Below are 21,426 nucleotides of genomic sequence, written 5' to 3'. Positions count from 1 at the left end.
ATACTTCTATTACTAACTTATCTCAAAGTTCTAATGCACAAGCTAGCTCTTTAGAACAATCTGCTACTGCTATAGAAGAAATAACTCAGTCTATGCAAAATGTATCTAATAAGACTAATGAAGTAATCTCTCAATCTGAAGATATTAAAAGTGTTACTGTTATTATTAAAGACATAGCAGATCAAATAAATCTCTTAGCTCTTAATGCAGCTATAGAAGCTGCACGTGCAGGAGAACATGGAAGAGGCTTTGCAGTAGTAGCAGATGAAGTAAGAAAACTAGCAGAAAGAACTCAAAAGTCTTTAGGAGAAATAGAATCTAATACTAATATCTTAGTTCAATCAATTAATGATATGGCTGAATCTATAAAAGAACAAGCTAATGGTATAACTCAAATAAATGATGCTATATCTTTATTAGAACAATCTACTCAAGGTAATGTAAATATAGCTGATGATGCTACTAAGATATCTAGTAATGTAACTCATATAGCAGATGAGATAATGAGTGATGCTAATAGGAAGAAGGTGTGAGAAGTGATAAATAAGGTGTGAAACTTGTTCTTTTTAGGGTAAAGGAAGGGAAGATAAGAGAAAGGGATAAGAAGAGAGAGATAGGAGAGAGAGAAAGGGAAGATAGGTTTAAGGCCTTGCTTGACTAAGAGAGAAGGGAAAGAATGTAGGTAGATAGATTAATAAGGTTTTTATACATGCATACTAAGGTGTGAGGGGAGGTAAGACTTATAGATTGATGGATAGGTGGAGTTATTAGATAGATTTATTTATTAGTTTATTAGTTTATTAGTTTATTGGATTTGTTAGGTTGGTGATTTATTAGACTAATAACTTATAGTGTTAGACTAAGAGTTATGAATAGATAGACTTATTAGACTAGTAGGATGGGGTTAGGTTTATTAGGTTAGTTAGGATTAGTAGACTAACATATAAGACTATTATTCGATTTATAAATTGATAGGTTTAATGCTTCTATGCCCCTATGATAAGTTGGTAGGTTAGTAGGTTAATTAGATAGATGGCTAGGCTTTTATACTAATAGATAGGTTTATTGATTTGTTGGGTTGGTGAATTATAGTTTTATATAGGTAATTCTAATCTCTTTACACTATTAACTAAATCTTTATTCCAATACTTTCTTTTTCTTACTGTTTATTCTTTGTGTGTGTTTTAATAAAAAAGGGGTTTAACCCCTCCTCACTCCCCTTAGCCCCGAAAAAAAGTTTTTTTCGGCAAACAAGGGGAGGGCCTTGGCTCAATTCCGTTTCTAGCAAAGCGAAGCTTCCTTGAAAACGAAGTTTCCTTGAAAAAAATGGCGTAAGCACTACTGCTTACTTAATTCCATTTTTTTGCACCACGAAACAAAGCGAGCTAATGGGCACATTTTAATGGAACCGTTGCATATATATGTTTTTTTATTTTTAAGGAAATTTACGTTTTCAAGGAAGCTAACGCTTTGTAATGTGCTGGGAATAGAGAATCCATGACTTAGTAATCTAGTATTTTGCCTTTTGTTTTTATGTTAGAAAAAACACACAAAGAATAAACAGTAAGAAAAAGAAAGTATTGGAATAAAGATTTAGTTAATAGTGTAAAGAGATTAGAATTACCTATATAAAACGATCTTTTATACTCTACTTGCTTAAAAAATAAATCTTAGAATCTAGAAAAAGTAAGCATTATATAGATAAAAAAAACTTTTTTAGCTTCAAAGCGCTATATCCTAACTTTTAATCACACTTAATGTGTAAGGCCTGGAAGATAAAGCTTAACTAAGGCTGCTACTCCTGAAACAAAGATCTGAAGTCCTACACCAAGTATCAAAAATGCTGAAACCTTACCTATCACAAGAGTGCCTCTAGTGCCTAGCTTGGTTACTAAAACATGGGTTTTTGCAACACAAATATAAACTAAAAACATCATAATCAAAACGCCAACTATTATGGCGGCCATATTTACAAAGTAGTGAACACCGATCTTAGAATCTCCTTGCGCAGCAAGAGTAAAAAGCACTGATATAGTCCCAGCCCCTGTCATGATAGGAAAAGAGTAAGGGTAAAAAAGCTTTTCATTAAGCTTATCTAAGTCTATATCTAAGTTTTCTTTCTTGGTCTCTACTGCCTTATCGCTATCTTTTGATGGAGAAGAATCGCCATTAAGTAAGTCCATGCCAGTTTTTGCTATTAAGATTCCACCTGCTAGTTGGATGATAGGTATGCTAAGTCCAAAAAGTTTTAGTATCCAAGAGCCTATAAAAAGGGCTACTATGCACACTATGAGACAGTTTAGAGCTATCTTTTTAGCTGCATACTGTCTTTCTTTTTGATTTAAAGATAGTATCAAAGGCTCTATAATAAGTGCTGTTCCAAAGGGATTTACAACTGGTAAAAGTGCCAAAAAAGCAAACACAACTAGCTGTGCAAAGCTATATACTATGTCCATAAAGAGCTCCCAACTAAAAAGCTAAAATATTAAAAACTTACAGCACTTTTTTAAACAAACTTAAAAAAGCTCGCTTCAAAAAGGGGATTCCTTTTTGCACTTTAGTAATTCCATATGATATTGAAAATACTTTTTATTTAAGCACTTTTAAACATGAAAAATGAAAAATTACTCCTAAGTCCTAAGCAACTAAACAAAACTATAAGCACTTATTAAACCAATCACTTAGTGCATCAAGGTAGGGAAAAAAGGCTTAATAAAGCTCATAACCCCAGAGGCAAATATCTCAACTCCAACACCAAGTATCAAAAATGCCGCTACTTTGCTTATAGCAAGCACCCCTGCTCCACCAAGCCTACTAACTATAGTATGAGTTTTAGAAAGAAAGACATAAGCTAAAAGCATCATAGCTATAACACCTATAATAATAGCCCCCATATTAACCACATAGTGCCAACTAAGCTTAGAATCTCCTTGTGCAGCAAGAGTAAAAAGCACTGATATAGTCCCAGCATCTATCATGATAGGAAAAGAGTAGGGGTAAAAAAGTTTTTTGTTTAGTTGCTCTCTTGCTTCTTTTTCATCAGTAGCATCAACTTGTGCTTGCTCATTTGGCTCTATCTTTTTAGTAGAGGCTGAATCTTTACTATTCATAAGTTTTAAGCCAGTTTGAATAATCAAGATTCCACCAGCTATCTGTATAACAGGTATGCTAAGTCCAAAAAGTTTTAAAATCCAAGAGCCTATAAAAAGAGCCACTATACAGATAAAAAAGCAGTTTAGCGCTATCCTCTTTGCAGCATACTTTCTATCTTTTTCAGAAAGAGTAGAAAAGAAAGGCTCTAAGATGATAGATATACCTATAGGGTTTATCACTGGAAAAAGTGCTAAAAAGGCAAATACTACTAACTGAACAAAGCTATATAGCATCTCCATACTAACTCCTGCTACAACTTATTCTTAAAAGATAAAAACAAGTGTGTATTTTATCTTTTAAACTACCAAACAAACTAGATTTTTTAAGAAAAAAAGAGTGCTTTAAGTTTTTCTTTTTATATAAAAGGAGTTTGAAAGGCTATAAATCCTTTATAGCCTTTTTTAATGTTCAAGTCTTATACTTCCATATTTTTTGGCTCTTCAAAAATATCTACTTTTGGGGTCTTTTTTTCATACTTTTCTATATTAACTAACATAGTATTAGCACTAGTTGCATTAGCAAGTTTTGAAGTAGGTATATCAAGTGTTAAGACATTAGCACAGCCATTTTTACATAGTCCTTTAGAATCTGGGTTATACCAAGCACCCTCACTTAACTTAACCACACCTTCTCTTATATCTTTAGTAACTTTTGCGCCTGCTAGTACTTCTCCCCTTGCGTTAAAGACCCTTACTACATCACCAGTTTTTATACCCTTAGCCTTAGCATCTTTTTCATTTATCCATATAGGCTCGCGGCCTGCTATGTTGTACTTTTCTTTTAAAGAGGTGTTATCAAGTTGGGAGTGAAGTCTATACTCTGGGTGAGGACTAAGCAAGTGAAACTCAGCTGGTTTATCTTTCATACCTAGCCACTCTGCAGGTTCAAACCACGAAGGATAGGCCCTGCAGTCATCATAGCCCATCTTTTCTATCACTTGAGAATAGATTTCTATCTTACCACTAGGAGTTCCTAGGGCGTTTAAGATAGGATCACTTCTAAAGTCAGCATATCTTACATAGTGCTTTGCTTCATTAGTTACTTCAAAAGTTATGGGCTTATTTTCCCTCCAAAAACGTTTAAAATCTGGCATCTTTATATGTTCAGCCCTAGCTTGTTTTAAAGCGTTGTTATAAAACTCTTCTATCCACTGTGCTGGAGTTTTACCTTCGGTGTATTCTTCATAGATGTTAAACTCTCTAGCTAAGTCACTAAAGACTTCATAGTCATCTTTAGCTTCAAACTGTCTTTCTACTAAAGCTTTCATAGGAACTATGTTTAGGTTAGAGTAGTCCCCACTCATGGATATATCATCTCTTTCATACTCAGTAGTAGTTGGCATAACTATATCTGCATGCCTTGCAGTTGCACTCCAGTAAGGGTCATGAACTATGATAGTTCTTGGTTTTTGCCACGCTTTCAAAAACTTATTAATATCTTGTTGATGGCTTATAGGATTTTCCCCAGCCCAGTACATTAAATCTATCTCTGGATAAGTAGCTTTCCCTCCATTAGATTCTATACTTTCTCCTACGTTTAATAACGCATCAGCGATTCTAGCTGTTGGGATAAAGTTAGTCACTTTTTGTTTTTCTTGACCTAGATTCATACCACCTATGATTGCAGCTTTTGCGCTAGGATTCCCACCATTAGCATAGTGATAGCTAAAACCAAAACCTCCACCTGGAAGGCCGATTTGCCCTATCATAGAAGCTAGAGTTACAAGCATCCAGTGAGGTTGTTCTCCATGATGGGCCCTCTGCATAGCCCAGCCTGCCATTATCATAGTTCTATTTTCAAACATCTCTTTTGCAAGATACTTTATAGTTTTAACATCTACGCTGCTTATAGAACTAGCCCAAGTGGCATCTTTAACTACACCATCACTTTTGCCTAACATATAGTCTAAGAACTTAGAAAATCCAACTGTATAAGTATCTAAAAACTTTTTATCGTACTTTTTAGTTATATACATCGTGTGCATGATTCCAAGCATTAAGGCTACGTCTGTATTAGGTCTTGGTGCTATCCACATAGAGTTTGTATCATCTTTAAAAAACTGCACTGTCTCACTACCTACTGGGTCTATAAGGATGACTTTTTTTCTACGTTTTTTTATCTCATCAAAAAACTTCATACCATAATCGCCATCTATAATAGTGTCTCCTATCCTTAAAGTTACCATAGGGTTAGCGCCCCATATAACTACAACTTTAGAGTGCTCTAAGATAACTGGATAAGCACTTTGTTGGCTACTAACTTCAGCACTTCCTAGTACATGAGGCATGATAACTTCAGCTGCTCCAGTTGAAAAAGTGCCTATCTTATGGCTAAAACCTCCACTTAGATTCATAAAACGTTGTAAAAGCACTATGGCATTATGCATATTGCCACTAGATTTCCAGCCATTACCTCCAACATAGATAGCATCACTTCCTTTTTGTTCTCTAGTTTCTTTTAAAGCTATGGTTATAAGTTCTAAGGCCTTTCTATAAGGCACACGTATCCAAGTGTCTTTGCCTCTAAGTTCAGGCTTGTTATTATGTGGGTCTAGGAAGTAAGACTTTCTTATCATAGGATACTTGATACGTGACTTAGCATAGATTAGATCAGCTGTGACGTTTTGAAGTGGATTATGAAAAGTGCTTTTAAAAGCACCATTTGAAGAGACAACCTTGCCATGTCTTATCCTAGCTTTTAAGATTCCCCAGTGTGCCCCTGTTATAACTTCACCATTTTCTACTAGCTTAGTTACATACTTCATCTCACTAGCCTTACTCATATACTCGCCCATCTTATTTACATGCTCTTCCATACTAGACTCGCTAGCACTTAGTAATTTTGGTGCTAGTGGTACTAGTGCAAATAGTGCACTTGCTTTTAAGATACTTCTTCTTGAGATACTCATGATGACACTTCCTTTTATGAATTATGAAGATTATTTAGCCCTAGATTCTACTACCATTAGAGACTAAAAAGCATTTGAGAGATTTTATATCTATAAGTGTGGAGATCTTGATGCATAAGACTTGCTATCGTTTTTAACAGGCAGCATTAAATACGATTAGCCTTAAAGCAGTTTTTAGCTAATGCCATATATATCTATCTCAATAAAAATATTTATAGAATCTAAAAGATAAAATCTTTTTACTTAATGGAACATTTCAAGACTCACCTAAACTAAAAAGTATAAAATTAATAAAAATTTTAATCTCCACTTGCTTCATTTTGCATCACAAGTACTAAAATACCCACATATCAATATTCCCAAAAACAATACAATTTTGATATTACGGAGGTATCTTATGAAACCATATAACATGGCAGGCTATTTCTCTTTAGCCCTAAGACTTGTAGTTGGCTGGACTTACTTTTCAGCCTTTTGGAGGCGAACTGTTTTAGCAGATAAGCTAAACCCTGAGGCTGCAGGCTATATAGGAGAAAAGATAAACCACTTCTTACCTCACGCACTTTGGATACAAGGCATGATAGAGTACTTTGTAACACACGCTAGCTTACTTTTTGTAGGTGTTGTGTTTTTTACCATAGTTGAAGGCGTAGTTGGACTACTTTTAATCCTTGGACTTTTCACTAGGATAATGAGCATAGCAGCCTTCATCCTAGCCTTTGTTATCTTGCTAGGCGCAGGATGGATGGGTAGTACTTGTCTTGATGAGTGGCAGATAGGAATCTTAGGTATGGTAGGGGCAATAGTTATATTTTTTGCTGGGGGTGGGACTATCGCACTTGATAGTTTGCTACTTAAATCTAAAGCCCTAGCAAAATCTAAAGCCTTTGCTTGGATAGCTTCAGGTGAACTTCCACTTAGCGTAGGTGGCATAAAAGGCTTTAGTATCATCCTAGCCATAATCATGGTAGTTCTAACTCTAGGCACTAATCAATACTTCTCAGGTGGTGTAGTAGGAAAACTTCATAACAAAACTGTGCATCCTCACATCATGATAAGTAAGATTAATATGAATAGTAATGCCCTAAACTTCACAATCTTCCGCGATGAAGGTCCTGATACTTATGGTGCTTTCATAGTTAATATAAGCCTTTATAATGCAAGTGGCACTAAAGTTTATGAGCTTAATCAAGAGGCTTTAAGTAAGCTTCCTAAAGAAGATATAAAAAATGAGCTTTTAGTAAAAGTACATCCTGGCAAACACTCTCTAGTAGCACCACTTGCTGCTAGAGCTGCTTTAAGCTTGAAATCAGATGTCTTTGCTAGCTTGCCAAAAGGTGAATACACTTTAGTTATAACTGATATAAGTGGCGCTAGCTGGAAGGCCAAATACGACTTACACTAGGCACAACTTAAACTAAGCGCAGTTTTAAGTTAAAAAGTTAAAAAAGGTCTTAACCTAACTCTAGGCTAAGCCTTTAAACGCTAAAAGAGCTTGCTTAAAGCAAGCCCTACTTTTTTTATAGTTATCCCCCTAAACACCATCATTTAATATACTTTTTAAGATGTATTATCATTTAAATCATATTAAGGAAGTAAGCCATGATAAAAACTCTACTTACACTAACTACATTTTTTATAAGCAACCTACTCTTTGCTGCCCAAAGTGAAGGCTATAGTGGTAGCAATATCTTTGAAGCCATAAAAAAACGTGATGTAAACATGGTTAAAGGCATACTAAAAACTAAGCCAAACTTAGAGATTAAAAATAATAAAGGTCAAACTCCTTTAATGCAAGCAGTTTATGAAAAAGATAATGAGATAGCCTTTTTGCTAGTAGATGCAGGCGCTTCAGTTAACACTCAAGATGACATACTAAATAGCCCTTTTCTTTACGCTGGTGCTGAGGGCAATTTAGACTTTGTTAAAAAAGCTTTAAAACATGGGGCTAGATTTGACATCTATAACCGTTTTGGTGGCACTGCCTTAATACCTGCTGCAGAAAAAGGTCACCTTGATATAGTAAAGCTTTTAGTAAACACTCCTAACTTTCCAAAAGATCATATAAACAAACTAGGATGGACTGCACTTTTAGAAGCTGTTATCTTGAGTGATGGCGATAAGGTTCACACCGATATAGTGCAAGCCCTAGTTGATGGTGGAGTAGATGTTAATATAAAAGATAAAGATGGCATAAGTGCTTTGCAACATGCACGTAATAAAAACTATACTGGCATGATTAAGATTCTAGAAAAAGCAGGGGTTAAGTAGGCTTACTTCACAAAGCTAGAGTAAATCTTAAGCTTTGTGAAGCTTTTTTAGATTCTAGCCTTACTTAACATCACACACATCTTTTTCTCTAGGACTTTTTATAAAAGCTGGATTTGCATTACCCATATCAGTTAGGACTTCATAAAAACTAAGCCCGCTAGTTTTTTCTAAGTCAGACTCTTTTATCTCTTGCCCACACTGCTTGCCATAAAGCACTACACTATCTCCTGCTTTTATATCAGGGTAGTTAGTTACATCAACCATAAAAGTATTCATAGTTATGCGCCCAACTACTGGAACTTTATGTCCACGTATCAGCACAAAGCCCTTATTACTAAAAGCACGTGAATAGCCATCTGAGTAGCCAACTGGGATATTAGCAAGCTTAGAATCTCTTGTTAGAGTATAAGTACCATCATAAGTTACTGTAGAGCCTTTAGGGTAAGAGTTTATAACAGTTACGTAAGACTTAAAGCTAGTTATAGGCTTTATAGGCACATCATATCCCCCATAACCATAGATCAAATCGCCTGGACGAACCATATCAAAATGAGATTCTGGAACATTTATAATGGCATTACTCGCAGCGGCGTGAAGAGTTATCTTACTTCTATCAAGCTTGGCATGTTTGATGATATAGTCTGTATCTTTTTTAAATCTACTTATGCCCTCTTCTATCTTAGCCTTATCATCAAAAGGGAAGTGAGTCATAAGACCAGTCACTTCTAGATTTGGCAAACTAGCGATTTTTATAGCATCAGCTTTATTAACTTTTAAGCTTAAGTCTATGCCATTTCTATCCATACCTGCTGAGTTTAGTGCTATATGCACAGGTAGTTTTGTGTGCATCTTTTTGGCTAGGATATCAAGTTCTTTAGCCTGGGATAAGTTGCCTATAAGCTCTGTGATGTGATACTTTAGCCCATCTTTTATCTCACCTATAGTAGCAGCCCTTATACGTAATATCTCTCCTTTAAATCTACCCTCTCTTAACACCCTAGCTTCTTCATCACTAGCAATCCCAACGCAGGGCACTCCTTCTTTTATAATAGTTGGCAAGATATTAGCTATACCTGCTCCATAAGCATTAGCTTTTAAAACTGCACAGATCTTAGAGTGTCCTGCTATCTTTTTAGCAACTTCTATATTATTTTTTAAAGCTTGCAAATCAACTTCCATATAAGCATTGGTGTTTTCTTTAGTGATGTGAGTGCTACTTTCTAAAGCTGGAGCAGCCAAGGCTACATTCCCTCCGCCTAACATTCCTAGTAGCCCAAGCGTGATGATACTTAGCCTCATATATTTTTTCATAACTACTCCTTAACTTTTATTGATAAGTAGTCATTCTAGCTGATAGCTTGCATAAGGCGAGTTAGATTCTGTATAAATGTATATTTTTTATACATTATGATTATTTATCATAGATAAAAAGTAACATTTATGCTAATAAAATAATAACTTAAGCATCATTTCTGCTTAATATATGGATACAGTAAATATTATGAGTATTTTTGTAAAAAGTAAGCTTAAGCCCTACCTTACTAAGATTCTATAAACTTTATAGAATCTAAAAAAGATAAGGCTCTAAAATGCAAACTTACTAGATAAAACTAAACTTTTATCTCTCACAAACTTCATGCTCGCTATAGTCTTTGGCAAACTTAGGGTTAGAGTTGCCTATAGTTCCAAGAGTATCAGAAAGTATAGTGTGAGTGGCTTTTTCTATCTCAGCTTGAGTTATCCAACTCCCACACTGCTTTCCAAAAAGTACGACCTTATCCCCTGCTTTTATATCTGGATAGTCTGTCACATCAACCATAAAAGTATTTTTTGTAATCTTTCCAACAACTGGGACTTTGTGTCCACGTATCAGCACAAAACCTTTGTTGCTAAAAGATCGTGAGTAGCCATCATAGTAGCCAACAGGTATATTAGCTAGCATAGAATCTCTTTTTAAAGTATAAGTACCATCATAAGTTACCTTAGAACCTTTAGGGTAAGGATTAACTACAGCAACTTTTGTTTTAAAGCTCATTATTTGTTCTATAGGCAGTTTTGGATCACCACCACCATAGCCATAGATTAGCTTACCTGGACGTATCATATCAAATCTAGATTCTGGTACCTGCACTGCAGCATATGAAGCAGCTGTGTGTAAAGTAAGTTTAGATCTATCAAGTCTAGCTTCTTTTATAAGATACTTAGAATCTACTTCAAACTTTTTAGTAAGCATCTTTACTTTATCTACCTCATCATAAGGAAAATGAGTCATAAGACCTGTAACTTTTAGATAAGAGAGACTAGCAAGCTTTATGGCATCACTTTTGCCCTTTTTAGTGCTCATATCTATGCCGTTTCTATCCATGCCTGCTGAGTTTAGCGCTATATGTATGTCTATAGTTTTATGCATCTTTTTAGCTAAGGCATTTAACTCTTCTCCTTGCTTTAGATTGCCTAATATTTCTATGATGTTGTACTTTAGTCCATCTTCTATCTCATCTATATTTGCAGCCCTTATGCGCAGTATCTCTCCTTTAAAACCTAAGTCTCTTACCACTCTTGCTTCTTCATTACTAGTTATGGCAACACAAGGTATGCCTTCAGCTATAACAGTTGGTAAAACTACACTTATGCCAGCCCCATAAGCATCAGACTTTAAAACAGCACATATCTTTGCCTTCCCTGCTATTTGCTTGGTTACTTCTAAGTTTTTCTTAAAGGCTTTTAGATCTACTTCCATATAGGAGTTTGTGTTTTTCTTTGTTACAGTTTTATTATCACCCAAAACTGGCGAGGCAAAAGCACTACTTCCAAAACCTAACAAAACAAATGTTACAACACTTATGCCTATATACTTTTTCATGACTTTCCTTGCTTTTTTGATGTAATGTTTTACATTCTAACTTAGTGCGCTAGTAAAAAGAAAAGATTTTATGAATAAAAGTTGATATTTATGTGTTTTACTTGATAAAAAGTAGGGAAACTCTACATTTATATATACATATGTAGAATTTTGTAATAAAGGATATAAGAGAAGATAAGCCCTAGCCTCTCACCATATCTGATACTTTACAAAGAATCTACTGTTATAAATGCTTTTTAAGATAACGTTTTAATGTTTGCATTAATCATGCCTATGAATACACAAGAGTCAAACAAGACCTATCTTTAAAGCCTTGTTTTATCTGTGACGTGGTTTCTTCTTTTTTGTTTTGTAGTTATTGAGACTTCATTCTACTAGTGAGATACTAAAATATAAAAAGTTTCTATAAAAAATGCCACTCTAAAATAGATTAAGTAACAAATGTATACATACGTATAAACTATGCGCTTATATATGTAACATTATCACCTATTTTTTAAGACTACAAAGTATATCTTGCTTCAATTCTAGCCCTACTAAGACTTACATCACCAAACCACATACCATAGTAACCACTAAGTCTAAAATTAGGCGTAAAGTTATAAGAGGCAGTAAATGTTGCTTCATAGATTTTTATATCTTTAAAAACATTATCATCAGCACCCTTTGGCAAAGTAGGCCAAAGTTTAGGAAGACTAGAGTTATTATGGCCTATGCCTTTGGCAGTAAAAAGAGGCATGTTGTTTTTACCCCTAAGTGCTACTAGATCAAGTCCTATTTTAAACTTAGAATCTATCTTATAGCTTAGTTGGATATAAGGCAGATATAAACTACTTCCTTGCTTAGAGCCTGAGCCTAAAAAAGAAAAGCCTTCATAGGAGGCAGTTATGCCACTTAGCCATATCTTCCCTGGCACATCTATATCGCCCTCTCCATCATGCATAACCCCATAGCCATCTGCAAAGCTTCCTAAAAAGCCTACTTTTACCCCAAAGCTAAAGGCTTCTAGGCTTGCATTTATATTATAGATCCCTCTATCTTTTGCATGGTGAAAGTTAGGATCACTCCCTAAAAACTCTTGATTTAACACATAAGCCCCAGCATTTCTAGACTTTATACTAGGGTTGGCATTAAGTCCAAGTAAGGCAGTTTGTGCTTTTAAACTAAAACTAACATGCTCATTTAAAGGATGGCTATAAGTCACATCAGAAAAGATCATATAGTCATAAAGCCTATTTGCATAACTATAAAAAAACCTAGCTTTAATTCTTCCTTTATTAAGCGTATCTTCATAGCTTAAGCCAAAGATAGCCATAGTATTACCAAAGCCAAAAGATGTATCTGTGCTGCCATTACTACCTAACTGTCCACGTCCACTAAGTATGTAGAATCCATAATCAGTATTCCAAGAGTCATAAACACTTGCCTCATAGTGAAGCTTTCCTATCTTAGTGTCACTTTCCCCACTTACTTTTAAAGCACTGCCTATATCAAGACTAGAATCATTCATAGGACTTACTATATTAATCCTGCCTGCTTTAAACTTTAGATCTTTAAAATCTTTTTGCACATAAATCTGAGATATGCTAAATCTATCCCCTATCCTTCTTCCAAGGGCTGCTGCCCTAGAGCCTGCTATATCATCAAAAGAGTTTGCGCCATCAGCTATACTTGTACCTAAACCAAAAAATACGCCAGCCCCAAAGCTAAAGCCTTTATAGTCTATAGTTTTAGCATTTAGTATCATCCTCCACTGCTGGGCATAACCGCTAGCATCTTTACCAAAGTTAGCTGTATATCTACCAAAAGCAAAGCCTTTTACACTTTCTATAAACTTTGTACTTTTTGCAACATAAGTTTGAAAGGTATCTTTTTTAGAATCTATCTCTTTAGAATCTGCTTTTTTAGAATCTGCCTTGTCCCCATCTACTTTCAAACTTTGCGCGCTAGATTCTAAGTCTTTTTCATCTTGCCTTCCTTGTGCTTGCGCCCCATAAGCACTGCTTATTAAAAGGCTAAGTAGTGCACTTACTAAAAGTTTCTTCTCCATCTTATCTTCTACTTAAGCTCTTCTAGTATCTTTTTAAGATGCTCTACACTTTTTTTAGCCCCTTCTTTTTGAAGGATAAGTAGCCTTTCTAGATACTCTTCTTTTATACTTTGTGGATAGTAGTACTCCAAAGCTTTTAGAAATGGGAAAAGTGGTTTTTCTAGCTTAAAAGCCCCCTTGCCAAGCTCGTTTACTCCACCAGTGCCAGGCTCTCTTTTAAAAGTCGCACAGTATGGAAAACACTGTTCTACATTTATACGTCTAAGTCCAGAATCTAAAAGTATCTTTACGCACTTTGCTACTTCTATATGCCCCTCCCCTAAAGGCACGCCACACACATAAGGAGTATCATCTTCTACAAACACTATGTGATCTTTGCAGTGAGTAGTGATAGTAAAACTTGCCATATCTTTACAAGCAGTTACTGGATCTTCATAACACATCATAGAGTTACCAAAGTCAAAAAGAGCTTTTACGCGCTCGCTATTAACCCTTTGTAAAAGGCTTATTATTTCCTTACTTGTTTGATACTCATGGTTTTCTATAGCTAGTCTTAGGTTTGCTTTTTCTAGTAAAGGGATAAGTGCTTTTATCTCATCAACTGATTTATAAAACTCTTCAACATCAAAGTTAGCATGTATCTTAGAATCATCATATGCACCCGCACTTGCAAGAGTACTTTTACTCCTATCTAACTCATCTTTTTTTTGCTTATCAGTTAGGGGGACATAGCTTCTAACTATGTCTACATTTAAGACCTCACAGACTTTGATTATCTTTTTAAACTTCTTTATCTCAAAGCCCTTAGAATCTATCTGACAAAACATGCCGTACTTTTCTAGTCTTTCTCTTACCTTTTTTAGATGACTAGGATCATCACTACCTAAAGTGCCCCACTCTGGATCTAATCCATAGTCTTTTATGATATTTATTAGCACTCCATCACAACCTAGCTCATTAGCAAAGTCTATGAAGCCAAAAATATCCATCCTTCCATTTTGCAGCCAAAGATGCATGCTTTCAGTCTCTAGTCCTATTTGTATCTTTTGCATTTACTATCTCCTTAGTTTAAAGTTTAGTTTAGACAGGCTGGGTGGCAAGTCTTGCATTATTACGCTTTATCATTATTAAGAGTAAAGAAGTTATCACTACTCCGCAGAGGGCAAAAAGTGCCATTAGACTAAAAACTACTCTATAGCCAAAAAGATCTTTGTGATAGTGATCTATAATAAAGCCATAGAGGGCAAAACAGAAAAGCTGGGGCGAGTAACCTACAAGGGCAGCTATACTCATAGCCGCTCCACTTATCTCGCGAGGCACCTTTATCTCATCTACTGGGGCAAAGAAAGTAGCCCTCATAGAAAAGACAACCGCACCAAAAGCTAGAGTTAAACACATCCCAAAGTAGATATTTAAAGTTTTATGGGGAAGTAAGATAAAAATCACCATCATAACTACAGCAACTATTAAAGCGTAACGTAGATACTTAGTAGCTGAGTGAGTTTTTTTATCAGCTAAGTAGCCTCCTATTGGCCCACCTACCATTTTGAGTGCGTATTGATTTATGATTCCATAAGCACCTACTAAAGCTATAGGCATGCCATAGATATCTCTTAAAAATGGTATAAAGTAAGTAAGGCCACAATAGACTGAGTAAATCGTAAATATACACATAGATACAACCCAAATTGAAGGTGTTTTTATAGCTAGCTTTACGCCTTCCCATGCTACTTTGTTACGTGAGACCTTATTACCCTTGCTATCTGTATCTTTTATCCTGTCATCTTCTAAAAAGAAATAAGCCAAGATTCCAGCTAGTATGGTTATTCCACTATAAAAAAGTATGGCAACTTTTAAGCCAGGGGCATTACTACCTATTAAGATAAAAATCCCTAGTGCCCCAAAAGCAACTATAGTATCTACCACGCCTCGCCCAGCTTCTAAGAATCCAAAAAGTCTTCCTTGCTGGCTTGAATCTCCTAGTAATCTAACAGCTTTTAAAAGCACAGGCCAGTAGACTACTTCACCAAACAAAGCTAAAAGTCCCCACGCAACTAAGATTCCATAATATGATGGGAAGGTTGAGATATAAATGCCAACTGCGCCTACACCACAAAGCGCAAAGGGTATGAGTATACGTTTGCTAAATCTATCTGATATATAAATGGAAGCAAAATTACCTATAACTTGCACTACGCCATAGACTGATAAAGCAAGGCCAATTTGCGTGTTGCTTAGATGCATGAAGTTTTGCATAGGGATGTAAAAAGCATCTTTAAGCGAGCTAAGTTTAAAGATACTACCTCCCCCAAAAATCAAAATGATAAATGTAAACCAACGTATGGACTTTCCTGCCATGTCATAACCCTTAATGTGAAATATCGAATTTAATTTCAGGGTATCCAAAAGAGTAAAAATTACTCCTTTATGACAAAAAAGCTTTAAAGAAAACTCCTCTGATAGTTACTTTTAGTAAATAAGTGCTTAATAAACCTTAACTTTATATAAAATCTAACAAGAAATCGAGTAAAAATATCACATTTATTGAAGGTAATAGTAAAAATACTCTGCAAAGGTAGAAAAAAGTAATATAAATAAAAAATATCTACTTAGACTTAGGAGTGCTTAGAATCTTTTTTAGTAAAGAGTAAAGTGCTTTTGCAAAAACATAAGTGCTTATATAGATCTCATACCAAAGGCTAGCTTTTATGGTATTTAACTCCTTATGTGCATTTTTAGACTTTATAAACTCACTTAAACGAAAGCCTCTAGTAGCACTACGCTCCTTACTTGGAAGTATCAAGTCTTTTATATGATCACTTGGCTTAGTCTCTGGCTTAAAGCTACTTTTAAAGCGGCGTGGAGCTAGGGGTAAGCACTCATTTACTGGACTACTTAAACTAACACTATAGATTCCAAAAACTTTAGGCTTAAAGATAAGTTTTAATTTAGGAGTACTTTTTAAAGGCTGAAAGCTAGCTAGGGCATTTGTTATATATAAGCTATCAAGGTTAAAATAAGCACTTTTAGAATCTATCCTAACACCGCCTCTTTTAACTTTAGGATTAAAACTAGTCTCGCCAAAAACATCTATACTTTCTAAGCCTTCCTCACTACCTCGCCTCTTTTTTTCTAAGTATCTACTTGCTAATCTTAGAGCTTTTAAGTCCACTTCTTTAGAGTGGTTTGGATTATCCTTAGCAGTATCAAGAAAGCCTGGATACAAACTAGCAAGGTTAGAAGAAGTGTAATTAAATGCATATCCACTCTTTCCATAAAGATCTATACCAGTTACATAAATCTCAGTGTACCCTAAAGATAAAGCTGTAAATATCATAGCCATGCCACCTGTTGGCCTTACGCCCAAGCAGTTATTACTAAAGTTTACAAAGTAGTTAAACTCTTCTATCTTTTCTAAATATTCATAGTAACACTTAACTTCTGGAAAAATCTTTTTAAGCTGAGTTGTATCTATATCTAAGATCTCTGGATTTAAAGGCTGTTTATAAAGTGAGCGAAGTAGGTTGCAGTAGTAGGTTTCTATCTCATATTCACCTTTTAGCTCTAAAGTCTTTAGTGTTAAAAGCTGCTCTTTTAAAATAGCTGGATTAAAAAATACAGCCTTTATCTTTTTACCAGTAAAGTACTTATCTTCAAAATAAAACTGATTAACACGGAAGACATCAAAGGAATCTGGCATCCTACTAAAGTCTATATCTTTTAAGCTCTCTCCATTACCAGCTATCAAAACTGCCTTCAAGCATCCACCTTATATGTTGTATATTGTTTTAGATTCTATCTTTGAAACACCTACTTAAGAAGTAAGATTTTAATAAAAATCTAAACTTTTATACACAATCATAAGGCCTTTGGATTATCTCCATTAGAAGTAACACTTCTATCTGCATCGTGAAGCCACCTTATGCTAACAGCAATGACAAAGTACTTTTTATAACAACGATACTTCGCATTTTTATTAAAGTAAAAGCCTTAAGTATCTACACACTTATAGCTTTTTGCAATCTTACAAGTTAGATTATGTGCAATCTCAAAGCAAAAAAGTTTACCATTTGCTACTACTCCATAACATAAAACCTATTAAGTTTAGTTTACTATTGATTTATTGTTTTTTTTTGCATTCTCGACATTCATGCTTAATTTAAATGGCAATGCATAATTTTTCTTAACAAGGATGCTTAAGGACTATGGCAATACTAGCTCAAGGTAATGAGTGGTGTTAATAAAGGCGCTTTCAAAGCAAAAGTTTATTATGCAAAAGGATATGAGCTTAGAGACAAAGAAGTTTGCAGTACTAGCAAGCATTCTTAAGATTTATTAAACCACATAAGAAATTAGGGGGGTAATATGGATGTTGCGTAATAGCAGTGGTAGCAATAACGTATTAGATACGATATTAGGCACTATACAAGATTTATGCATTCAAGGAAAACTAGATTAGAAATAGATTCTATATTAAAAGAGCGCTTGAAGCTTGAAGATGACACTTTAGGCAAGATGTGGGGTGTGTTTAAAAAATATGAGCTTATATGGACTAAGGCCATTACTGAACACTATGATGACATCTTGGCAAAAAGGGCATTCCCAACTGATAAATTTACCTATATCACAAAAGATTATTTTCTTTATCTAACTAAATTAGTCGCCCTATCTAAAAATGATCATTCAAGCTTCAAGGAAACTAACCCAGTATATAACTTTTTAATAAGCATAGCCTCTATAGTGTTTTTATTTGCCATATTAAATGGAATCTTATATGGCGCCCAAGAGATATATTTCTGGGGTGATGTCAAAAAAGCTAAAAATATGGCAAGTCAATTAGAAGGCATAAAAAGCGAGATAGATTCTTTAGAAAAGCAAGGAAACTCATATGGACTAAGTAATTCTCAGTACAACCATTACAGCTCTCTTATTGACACATATAATGCTGGCGTAGGTGAATATAACGCAGTGGCTAGAAATGCATACAGACGTTTTTGGCTTTTGCCTATACCACTACCAAGCCGTGGCCATAGCTTCAACTAATAAGAGTGAGTGTATATATATTGTAATAATTGCGGACACAAGCTTGATGCTAATGATAAATACTGTGCTATGTGTGGTAGCAAAATAGAAACTATGGATAACGCAAGCACCATAAAAGATAGACTAAACTCATTAAGACAAGAAATAAAAGCTAGCAACAAAAGTAGCAGTGAGACTTTAGATTATGTAAAAGTGAGTGCTGATTGGCTAAATAAGATATGCAGGATTAATGGTTATTTTACTAAGGGAGAGTTAGCAGAAAGACGCTTTAGGGCTAGTTATCGGATTATATATTCTTTATATTTAATTTTTGTAGTACCTGTAACACTTGCCCTTATCTATGAACTAATCACAGGCAAAAATTCTTTAGCTTATATCCTTACTAGCCTAATTGCTTGGGGTGTTCTTATCATATGGGGTATTCTAATCTTTATATCTAAAAAATTTAAGCTTCCAATTATGTTAGCAATAATGTCTTTGCTTGTAGTAATTATTCAACTCACGGGACTTGAAGGTAGCTCGTATTTGAATTGGTTTAGATTGCTTATTGTTCTTATATTCCTTATACCCACTATTCAAGCTTTTCATTCCATAAAATATCTACCAAGCAGAATGAAAAAGAGACTAAGTTAAAAACTTCAAAAATATAAAAACATAAAGGTGCAAAAATGGCAAATATTGAAATAGGCATAGATCTAGGTACCACCAACTCTGAGATAGCAATATTTAATCAAAATAAGATAGATATAGTTAAAAATACTTATGGAGATGAGTTTACACCTTCAGTTTTTGGTGTGAATAAAAGTAAGGTGGAAGAAGTTGGCAAACGCCCAAGTGAGCGCTACTTTAAAGATGCCAGTATAGAGGAGCTAGCTAATAATAAGCCTGAGATAAAGCGTTTAATGGGAACATCTGAATTAGTTTACTTTCCACGTATTGATAAAAGTTATAACGCAGAGATGATTTCTTCTAAGATTTTAAGTGCATTAAGACTAGAAGCACTAAGGAAAAATCCCAATATAAATGCAACTTCAGCAGTCATCACCATACCTGTGCACTTTTCTACACTTCAAGCTGAGGCCACTAAGCGTGCTGGGAATCTAGCTGGATTTGATTATGTAGTAACCTTGCAAGAACCTCTTGCAGCTGCTATATCTTATGGGTTTAGTTTGGATAGCAATGCAAATGAAACATGGTTAGTATACGATTTAGGAGGAGGCACTTTTGATGTGGCTTTGATTGCTTCAAGTGGAGGAACTTTAAGGGTTTTAGGACATGGAGGCGATAACTTCTTAGGGGCAAAGATATAGATAGTTTAATCATAGATAAGCTTATACTAGTAACCCTAAAAGAGAAATATAACCTACCTAATCTTACAAAAGCAACCCATCTAGATGTGTTTGCTAAACTAAAATACGCTGCAGAGATGGCCAAGATTGAGCTTTCTCGCTTGGAATCTACAAGTATAGAAGTTGATGTAAAAATAGATTCTAAAGAGATTTATGAAAATATCATATTAAGTAGAAAATCCTTACAGGACTTAATGCATGACTTGCTTGAGCGAACTCTTAATATCACACAAAAAGTTATCAAAGAAGCAAATGTAAGTTTAGTATCTAAAATCATCCTAGTAGGTGCACCAACTAACTTGCCCTTTATAAAAGAGACTTTAGAATCTAGACTTAATATAAAGGTGGATACTTCAAGCGATCCTTTAACTGCAATAGCACGTGGAGCATGCATTTATGCATCAAGTTTAGATGCCCCTACAAATAAACATGTTAATAGGGATCTTGATACCTACTTACTAGAGTTAAACTATGAAAGTTTAAGCAATGAAGTAGAAGAGCTAGTAACTGGTAACCTTCCTAGTTTGAAAGATACTGAAGGGTATTTTATTCAAATCCAAAGTGAAGATAACACCTTTAACTCAGATCGCTTGCCTCTTAAAAATGGAAAATTTAAAACCATTGTAAGCATAAAACCAAAAATGATAAATACCTACTTTATCTATCTTTTTGATAAAAATGGACAGATTCTAACTACATCTACTGATAGTTTTAAAATAACTCATGGACTTAAAATAGTAGGCACTCCCATACCTCACTCCATAGGCGTTGGCGTATCAAAAAAAGATTTTACAACTAATGAAACCTTACAAGAGTTTGATGTCTTCTTTCCTAAAAACTCCCTCCTACCTTTAGAAAAAACTATCACCTATAAAACTTTAAAAGACGTTATAAAAGGAGAGCTCACTAATAGCTTGCCTATCACTGTTTATGAAGGTGAAGCAAGCACGCCAAGTTATAATACATTTATTTGTGAGATAGCCCTTAGCGGCAAAGATATAGACTTTAACCTGCCTGCAAATAGCGATATAGAAATAACTATAAGGGTTGATGAGAGCCGAACTTTAAGCTTAGAAGCCTATGTTCCACTGATAGATAAAGCTTTCAATGTTAGGGCTTCTGTTATGGATGAGTATATAGATTTAGATAATCTAAATGCTAGTTATAACGACCTAATGTCTAAAAGAAACAAGGCAAGCGACCTTCTTTCAAAACAAGAAGAAGATGAAGCTAACATCTATACAAAGAGTATTAATGCTTCTTTAAGAGATGCTTTAAATGATGAAGATTCCAAAAGAAAGGCAAGTGCTGAGCTAAAAAAGGCGCACTCTTTATTAGATAGATTAATGAAGGCTAAGAGTAAAGAGCTTATAGAAAAAGACTTTTATGACTGCATATCTCAAATTGAAAATATGATAGATGATATAGATGATAGCACTGTTAAAAGAGAAAAATATGCAAGCTTTGAGAGCATTAAAAAGGCTGGTTTTAAGGCGATTTCTGAAAATAACGTCGCCTTGCTTGCTGCAACAAAAGATCAACTTGAGCAGTTAAGGGCTGAGGTATGGTTATCTATAGATTTAAATTGGAGTTTGATATTTTTCACATTTGAAAAGTTGGAAGTTTTAAAGACTAATCAAGAAGCACAAAAGTTTTTTGTAATGGGCAGAAGGGCTTTAGCAGATAACGATATAGAGACATTAAAGTTTTGTGTCTCAAGTCTTAATGCTCTTCGAGTAGATAGTGAAGATAGCTCTATAGACATGCTTGCTGGCATAACTCGCTAAAT

Annotated in this window: 16 protein-coding genes; 7 read left to right on the top strand and 9 right to left on the bottom strand. The window is 34.8% G+C overall.

The annotated features are described in order from the left end of the window. The coding region (locus BKH43_RS07065; protein WP_253248038.1) for a methyl-accepting chemotaxis protein at nucleotides 1-533 on the top strand (533 nt) is incomplete at its 5' end. Nucleotides 534-1,754: 1,221 nt separating this feature from the next. Here the strand turns inward: BKH43_RS07065 and BKH43_RS07060 are convergent. From BKH43_RS07060 to BKH43_RS07050, 3 genes are all read right to left on the bottom strand, one after another. Beyond that, nucleotides 1,755-2,456, bottom strand: a complete 702-nt coding sequence (locus BKH43_RS07060; protein ID WP_095230021.1) for a MarC family protein — start codon at nucleotides 2,454-2,456, stop codon at nucleotides 1,755-1,757. Nucleotides 2,457-2,681: 225 nt separating this feature from the next. Then, the gene (locus BKH43_RS07055; RefSeq protein WP_095230019.1) at nucleotides 2,682-3,392 is read right to left on the bottom strand and encodes a MarC family protein; all 711 of its coding nucleotides are present in this window, start codon (nucleotides 3,390-3,392) and stop codon (nucleotides 2,682-2,684) included. Nucleotides 3,393-3,568: 176 nt separating this feature from the next. Next, nucleotides 3,569-6,061, bottom strand: coding sequence for a molybdopterin guanine dinucleotide-containing S/N-oxide reductase (locus BKH43_RS07050; RefSeq protein ID WP_095230017.1), 2,493 nt, complete (start codon nucleotides 6,059-6,061; stop codon nucleotides 3,569-3,571). 397 nt (nucleotides 6,062-6,458) lie between these two features. On the opposite strand from BKH43_RS07050, the gene BKH43_RS07045 reads away from it, so the two are divergent. After that, nucleotides 6,459-7,466, top strand: coding sequence for a TQO small subunit DoxD (locus tag BKH43_RS07045; RefSeq protein ID WP_095230015.1), 1,008 nt, complete (start codon nucleotides 6,459-6,461; stop codon nucleotides 7,464-7,466). A gap of 197 nt (nucleotides 7,467-7,663) precedes the next feature. Next, nucleotides 7,664-8,332 carry an ankyrin repeat domain-containing protein gene (locus BKH43_RS07040; RefSeq protein WP_095230014.1) on the top strand — a complete coding sequence of 223 codons (669 nt, stop codon included), beginning with the start codon at nucleotides 7,664-7,666 and terminating at the stop codon, nucleotides 8,330-8,332. Nucleotides 8,333-8,392: 60 nt separating this feature from the next. Here BKH43_RS07040 and alr (BKH43_RS07035) read toward each other — a convergent pair whose 3' ends face one another. The 6 genes from alr (BKH43_RS07035) to BKH43_RS07010 form a co-directional block, all read right to left on the bottom strand. Then, nucleotides 8,393-9,643 (bottom strand): alanine racemase, encoded by a 1,251-nt coding sequence (gene alr / locus BKH43_RS07035; protein ID WP_095230012.1) that lies wholly within the window; start codon nucleotides 9,641-9,643, stop codon nucleotides 8,393-8,395. 307 nt (nucleotides 9,644-9,950) lie between these two features. Continuing rightward, the gene (alr, locus tag BKH43_RS07030) at nucleotides 9,951-11,195 is read right to left on the bottom strand and encodes an alanine racemase (RefSeq protein ID WP_095230010.1); all 1,245 of its coding nucleotides are present in this window, start codon (nucleotides 11,193-11,195) and stop codon (nucleotides 9,951-9,953) included. A 502-nt stretch (nucleotides 11,196-11,697) separates the two neighbouring features. Then, nucleotides 11,698-13,245 (bottom strand): hypothetical protein, encoded by a 1,548-nt coding sequence (locus BKH43_RS07025; protein WP_095230008.1) that lies wholly within the window; start codon nucleotides 13,243-13,245, stop codon nucleotides 11,698-11,700. Nucleotides 13,246-13,253: 8 nt separating this feature from the next. Beyond that, nucleotides 13,254-14,297, bottom strand: coding sequence for a TIM barrel protein (locus BKH43_RS07020; protein WP_172402345.1), 1,044 nt, complete (start codon nucleotides 14,295-14,297; stop codon nucleotides 13,254-13,256). Nucleotides 14,298-14,325: 28 nt separating this feature from the next. Next, a complete protein-coding gene (locus BKH43_RS07015; RefSeq protein WP_095230006.1) occupies nucleotides 14,326-15,603 on the bottom strand; it encodes an MFS transporter in 1,278 nt (425 codons plus the stop codon). 247 nt (nucleotides 15,604-15,850) lie between these two features. After that, a complete protein-coding gene (locus tag BKH43_RS07010) occupies nucleotides 15,851-17,005 on the bottom strand; it encodes an alpha-2,3-sialyltransferase (RefSeq protein WP_095230004.1) in 1,155 nt (384 codons plus the stop codon). A gap of 674 nt (nucleotides 17,006-17,679) precedes the next feature. On the opposite strand from BKH43_RS07010, the gene BKH43_RS07005 reads away from it, so the two are divergent. From BKH43_RS07005 to BKH43_RS06990, 4 genes are all read left to right on the top strand, one after another. Next, the gene (locus tag BKH43_RS07005; RefSeq protein WP_095230003.1) at nucleotides 17,680-18,288 is read left to right on the top strand and encodes a hypothetical protein; all 609 of its coding nucleotides are present in this window, start codon (nucleotides 17,680-17,682) and stop codon (nucleotides 18,286-18,288) included. Nucleotides 18,289-18,381: 93 nt separating this feature from the next. After that, nucleotides 18,382-18,921, top strand: a complete 540-nt coding sequence (locus BKH43_RS07000; RefSeq protein WP_253248073.1) for a hypothetical protein — start codon at nucleotides 18,382-18,384, stop codon at nucleotides 18,919-18,921. Between the two features lie 35 nt (nucleotides 18,922-18,956). Continuing rightward, nucleotides 18,957-19,598, top strand: a complete 642-nt coding sequence (locus tag BKH43_RS08740; protein ID WP_095229999.1) for an Hsp70 family protein — start codon at nucleotides 18,957-18,959, stop codon at nucleotides 19,596-19,598. Beyond that, the gene (locus tag BKH43_RS06990) at nucleotides 19,595-21,424 is read left to right on the top strand and encodes an Hsp70 family protein (RefSeq protein WP_095229997.1); all 1,830 of its coding nucleotides are present in this window, start codon (nucleotides 19,595-19,597) and stop codon (nucleotides 21,422-21,424) included. The genes BKH43_RS08740 and BKH43_RS06990 overlap by 4 nt, the downstream gene beginning before the upstream one ends. Nucleotides 21,425-21,426 lie beyond the last annotated feature (2 nt).

Origin of the sequence: Helicobacter sp. 13S00401-1, from assembly GCF_002272925.1 — a bacterium.
Taxonomy (GTDB): Bacteria; Campylobacterota; Campylobacteria; order Campylobacterales; family Helicobacteraceae; genus Helicobacter_I.
The sequence above is the reverse complement of the archived record's forward strand: the minus strand, read 5'-3'. Positions and strand labels throughout refer to the sequence as shown.

What these genes read in the sequence shown, in the direction of transcription:
- BKH43_RS07060 (WP_095230021.1), bottom strand. Translation starts at nt 2,456, where the DNA reads ATGGACATAGTATATAGCTTTGCACAGCTAGTTGTGTTTGCTTTTTTG.
- BKH43_RS07055 (WP_095230019.1), bottom strand. Translation starts at nt 3,392, where the DNA reads ATGGAGATGCTATATAGCTTTGTTCAGTTAGTAGTATTTGCCTTTTTA.
- BKH43_RS07050 (WP_095230017.1), bottom strand. Translation starts at nt 6,061, where the DNA reads ATGAGTATCTCAAGAAGAAGTATCTTAAAAGCAAGTGCACTATTTGCA.
- BKH43_RS07045 (WP_095230015.1), top strand. Translation starts at nt 6,459, where the DNA reads ATGAAACCATATAACATGGCAGGCTATTTCTCTTTAGCCCTAAGACTT.
- BKH43_RS07040 (WP_095230014.1), top strand. Translation starts at nt 7,664, where the DNA reads ATGATAAAAACTCTACTTACACTAACTACATTTTTTATAAGCAACCTA.
- alr (WP_095230012.1), bottom strand. Translation starts at nt 9,643, where the DNA reads ATGAAAAAATATATGAGGCTAAGTATCATCACGCTTGGGCTACTAGGA.
- alr (WP_095230010.1), bottom strand. Translation starts at nt 11,195, where the DNA reads ATGAAAAAGTATATAGGCATAAGTGTTGTAACATTTGTTTTGTTAGGT.
- BKH43_RS07025 (WP_095230008.1), bottom strand. Translation starts at nt 13,245, where the DNA reads ATGGAGAAGAAACTTTTAGTAAGTGCACTACTTAGCCTTTTAATAAGC.
- BKH43_RS07020 (WP_172402345.1), bottom strand. Translation starts at nt 14,297, where the DNA reads ATGCAAAAGATACAAATAGGACTAGAGACTGAAAGCATGCATCTTTGG.
- BKH43_RS07015 (WP_095230006.1), bottom strand. Translation starts at nt 15,603, where the DNA reads ATGGCAGGAAAGTCCATACGTTGGTTTACATTTATCATTTTGATTTTT.
- BKH43_RS07005 (WP_095230003.1), top strand. Translation starts at nt 17,680, where the DNA reads ATGCATTCAAGGAAAACTAGATTAGAAATAGATTCTATATTAAAAGAG.
- BKH43_RS07000 (WP_253248073.1), top strand. Translation starts at nt 18,382, where the DNA reads ATGGATAACGCAAGCACCATAAAAGATAGACTAAACTCATTAAGACAA.
- BKH43_RS08740 (WP_095229999.1), top strand. Translation starts at nt 18,957, where the DNA reads ATGGCAAATATTGAAATAGGCATAGATCTAGGTACCACCAACTCTGAG.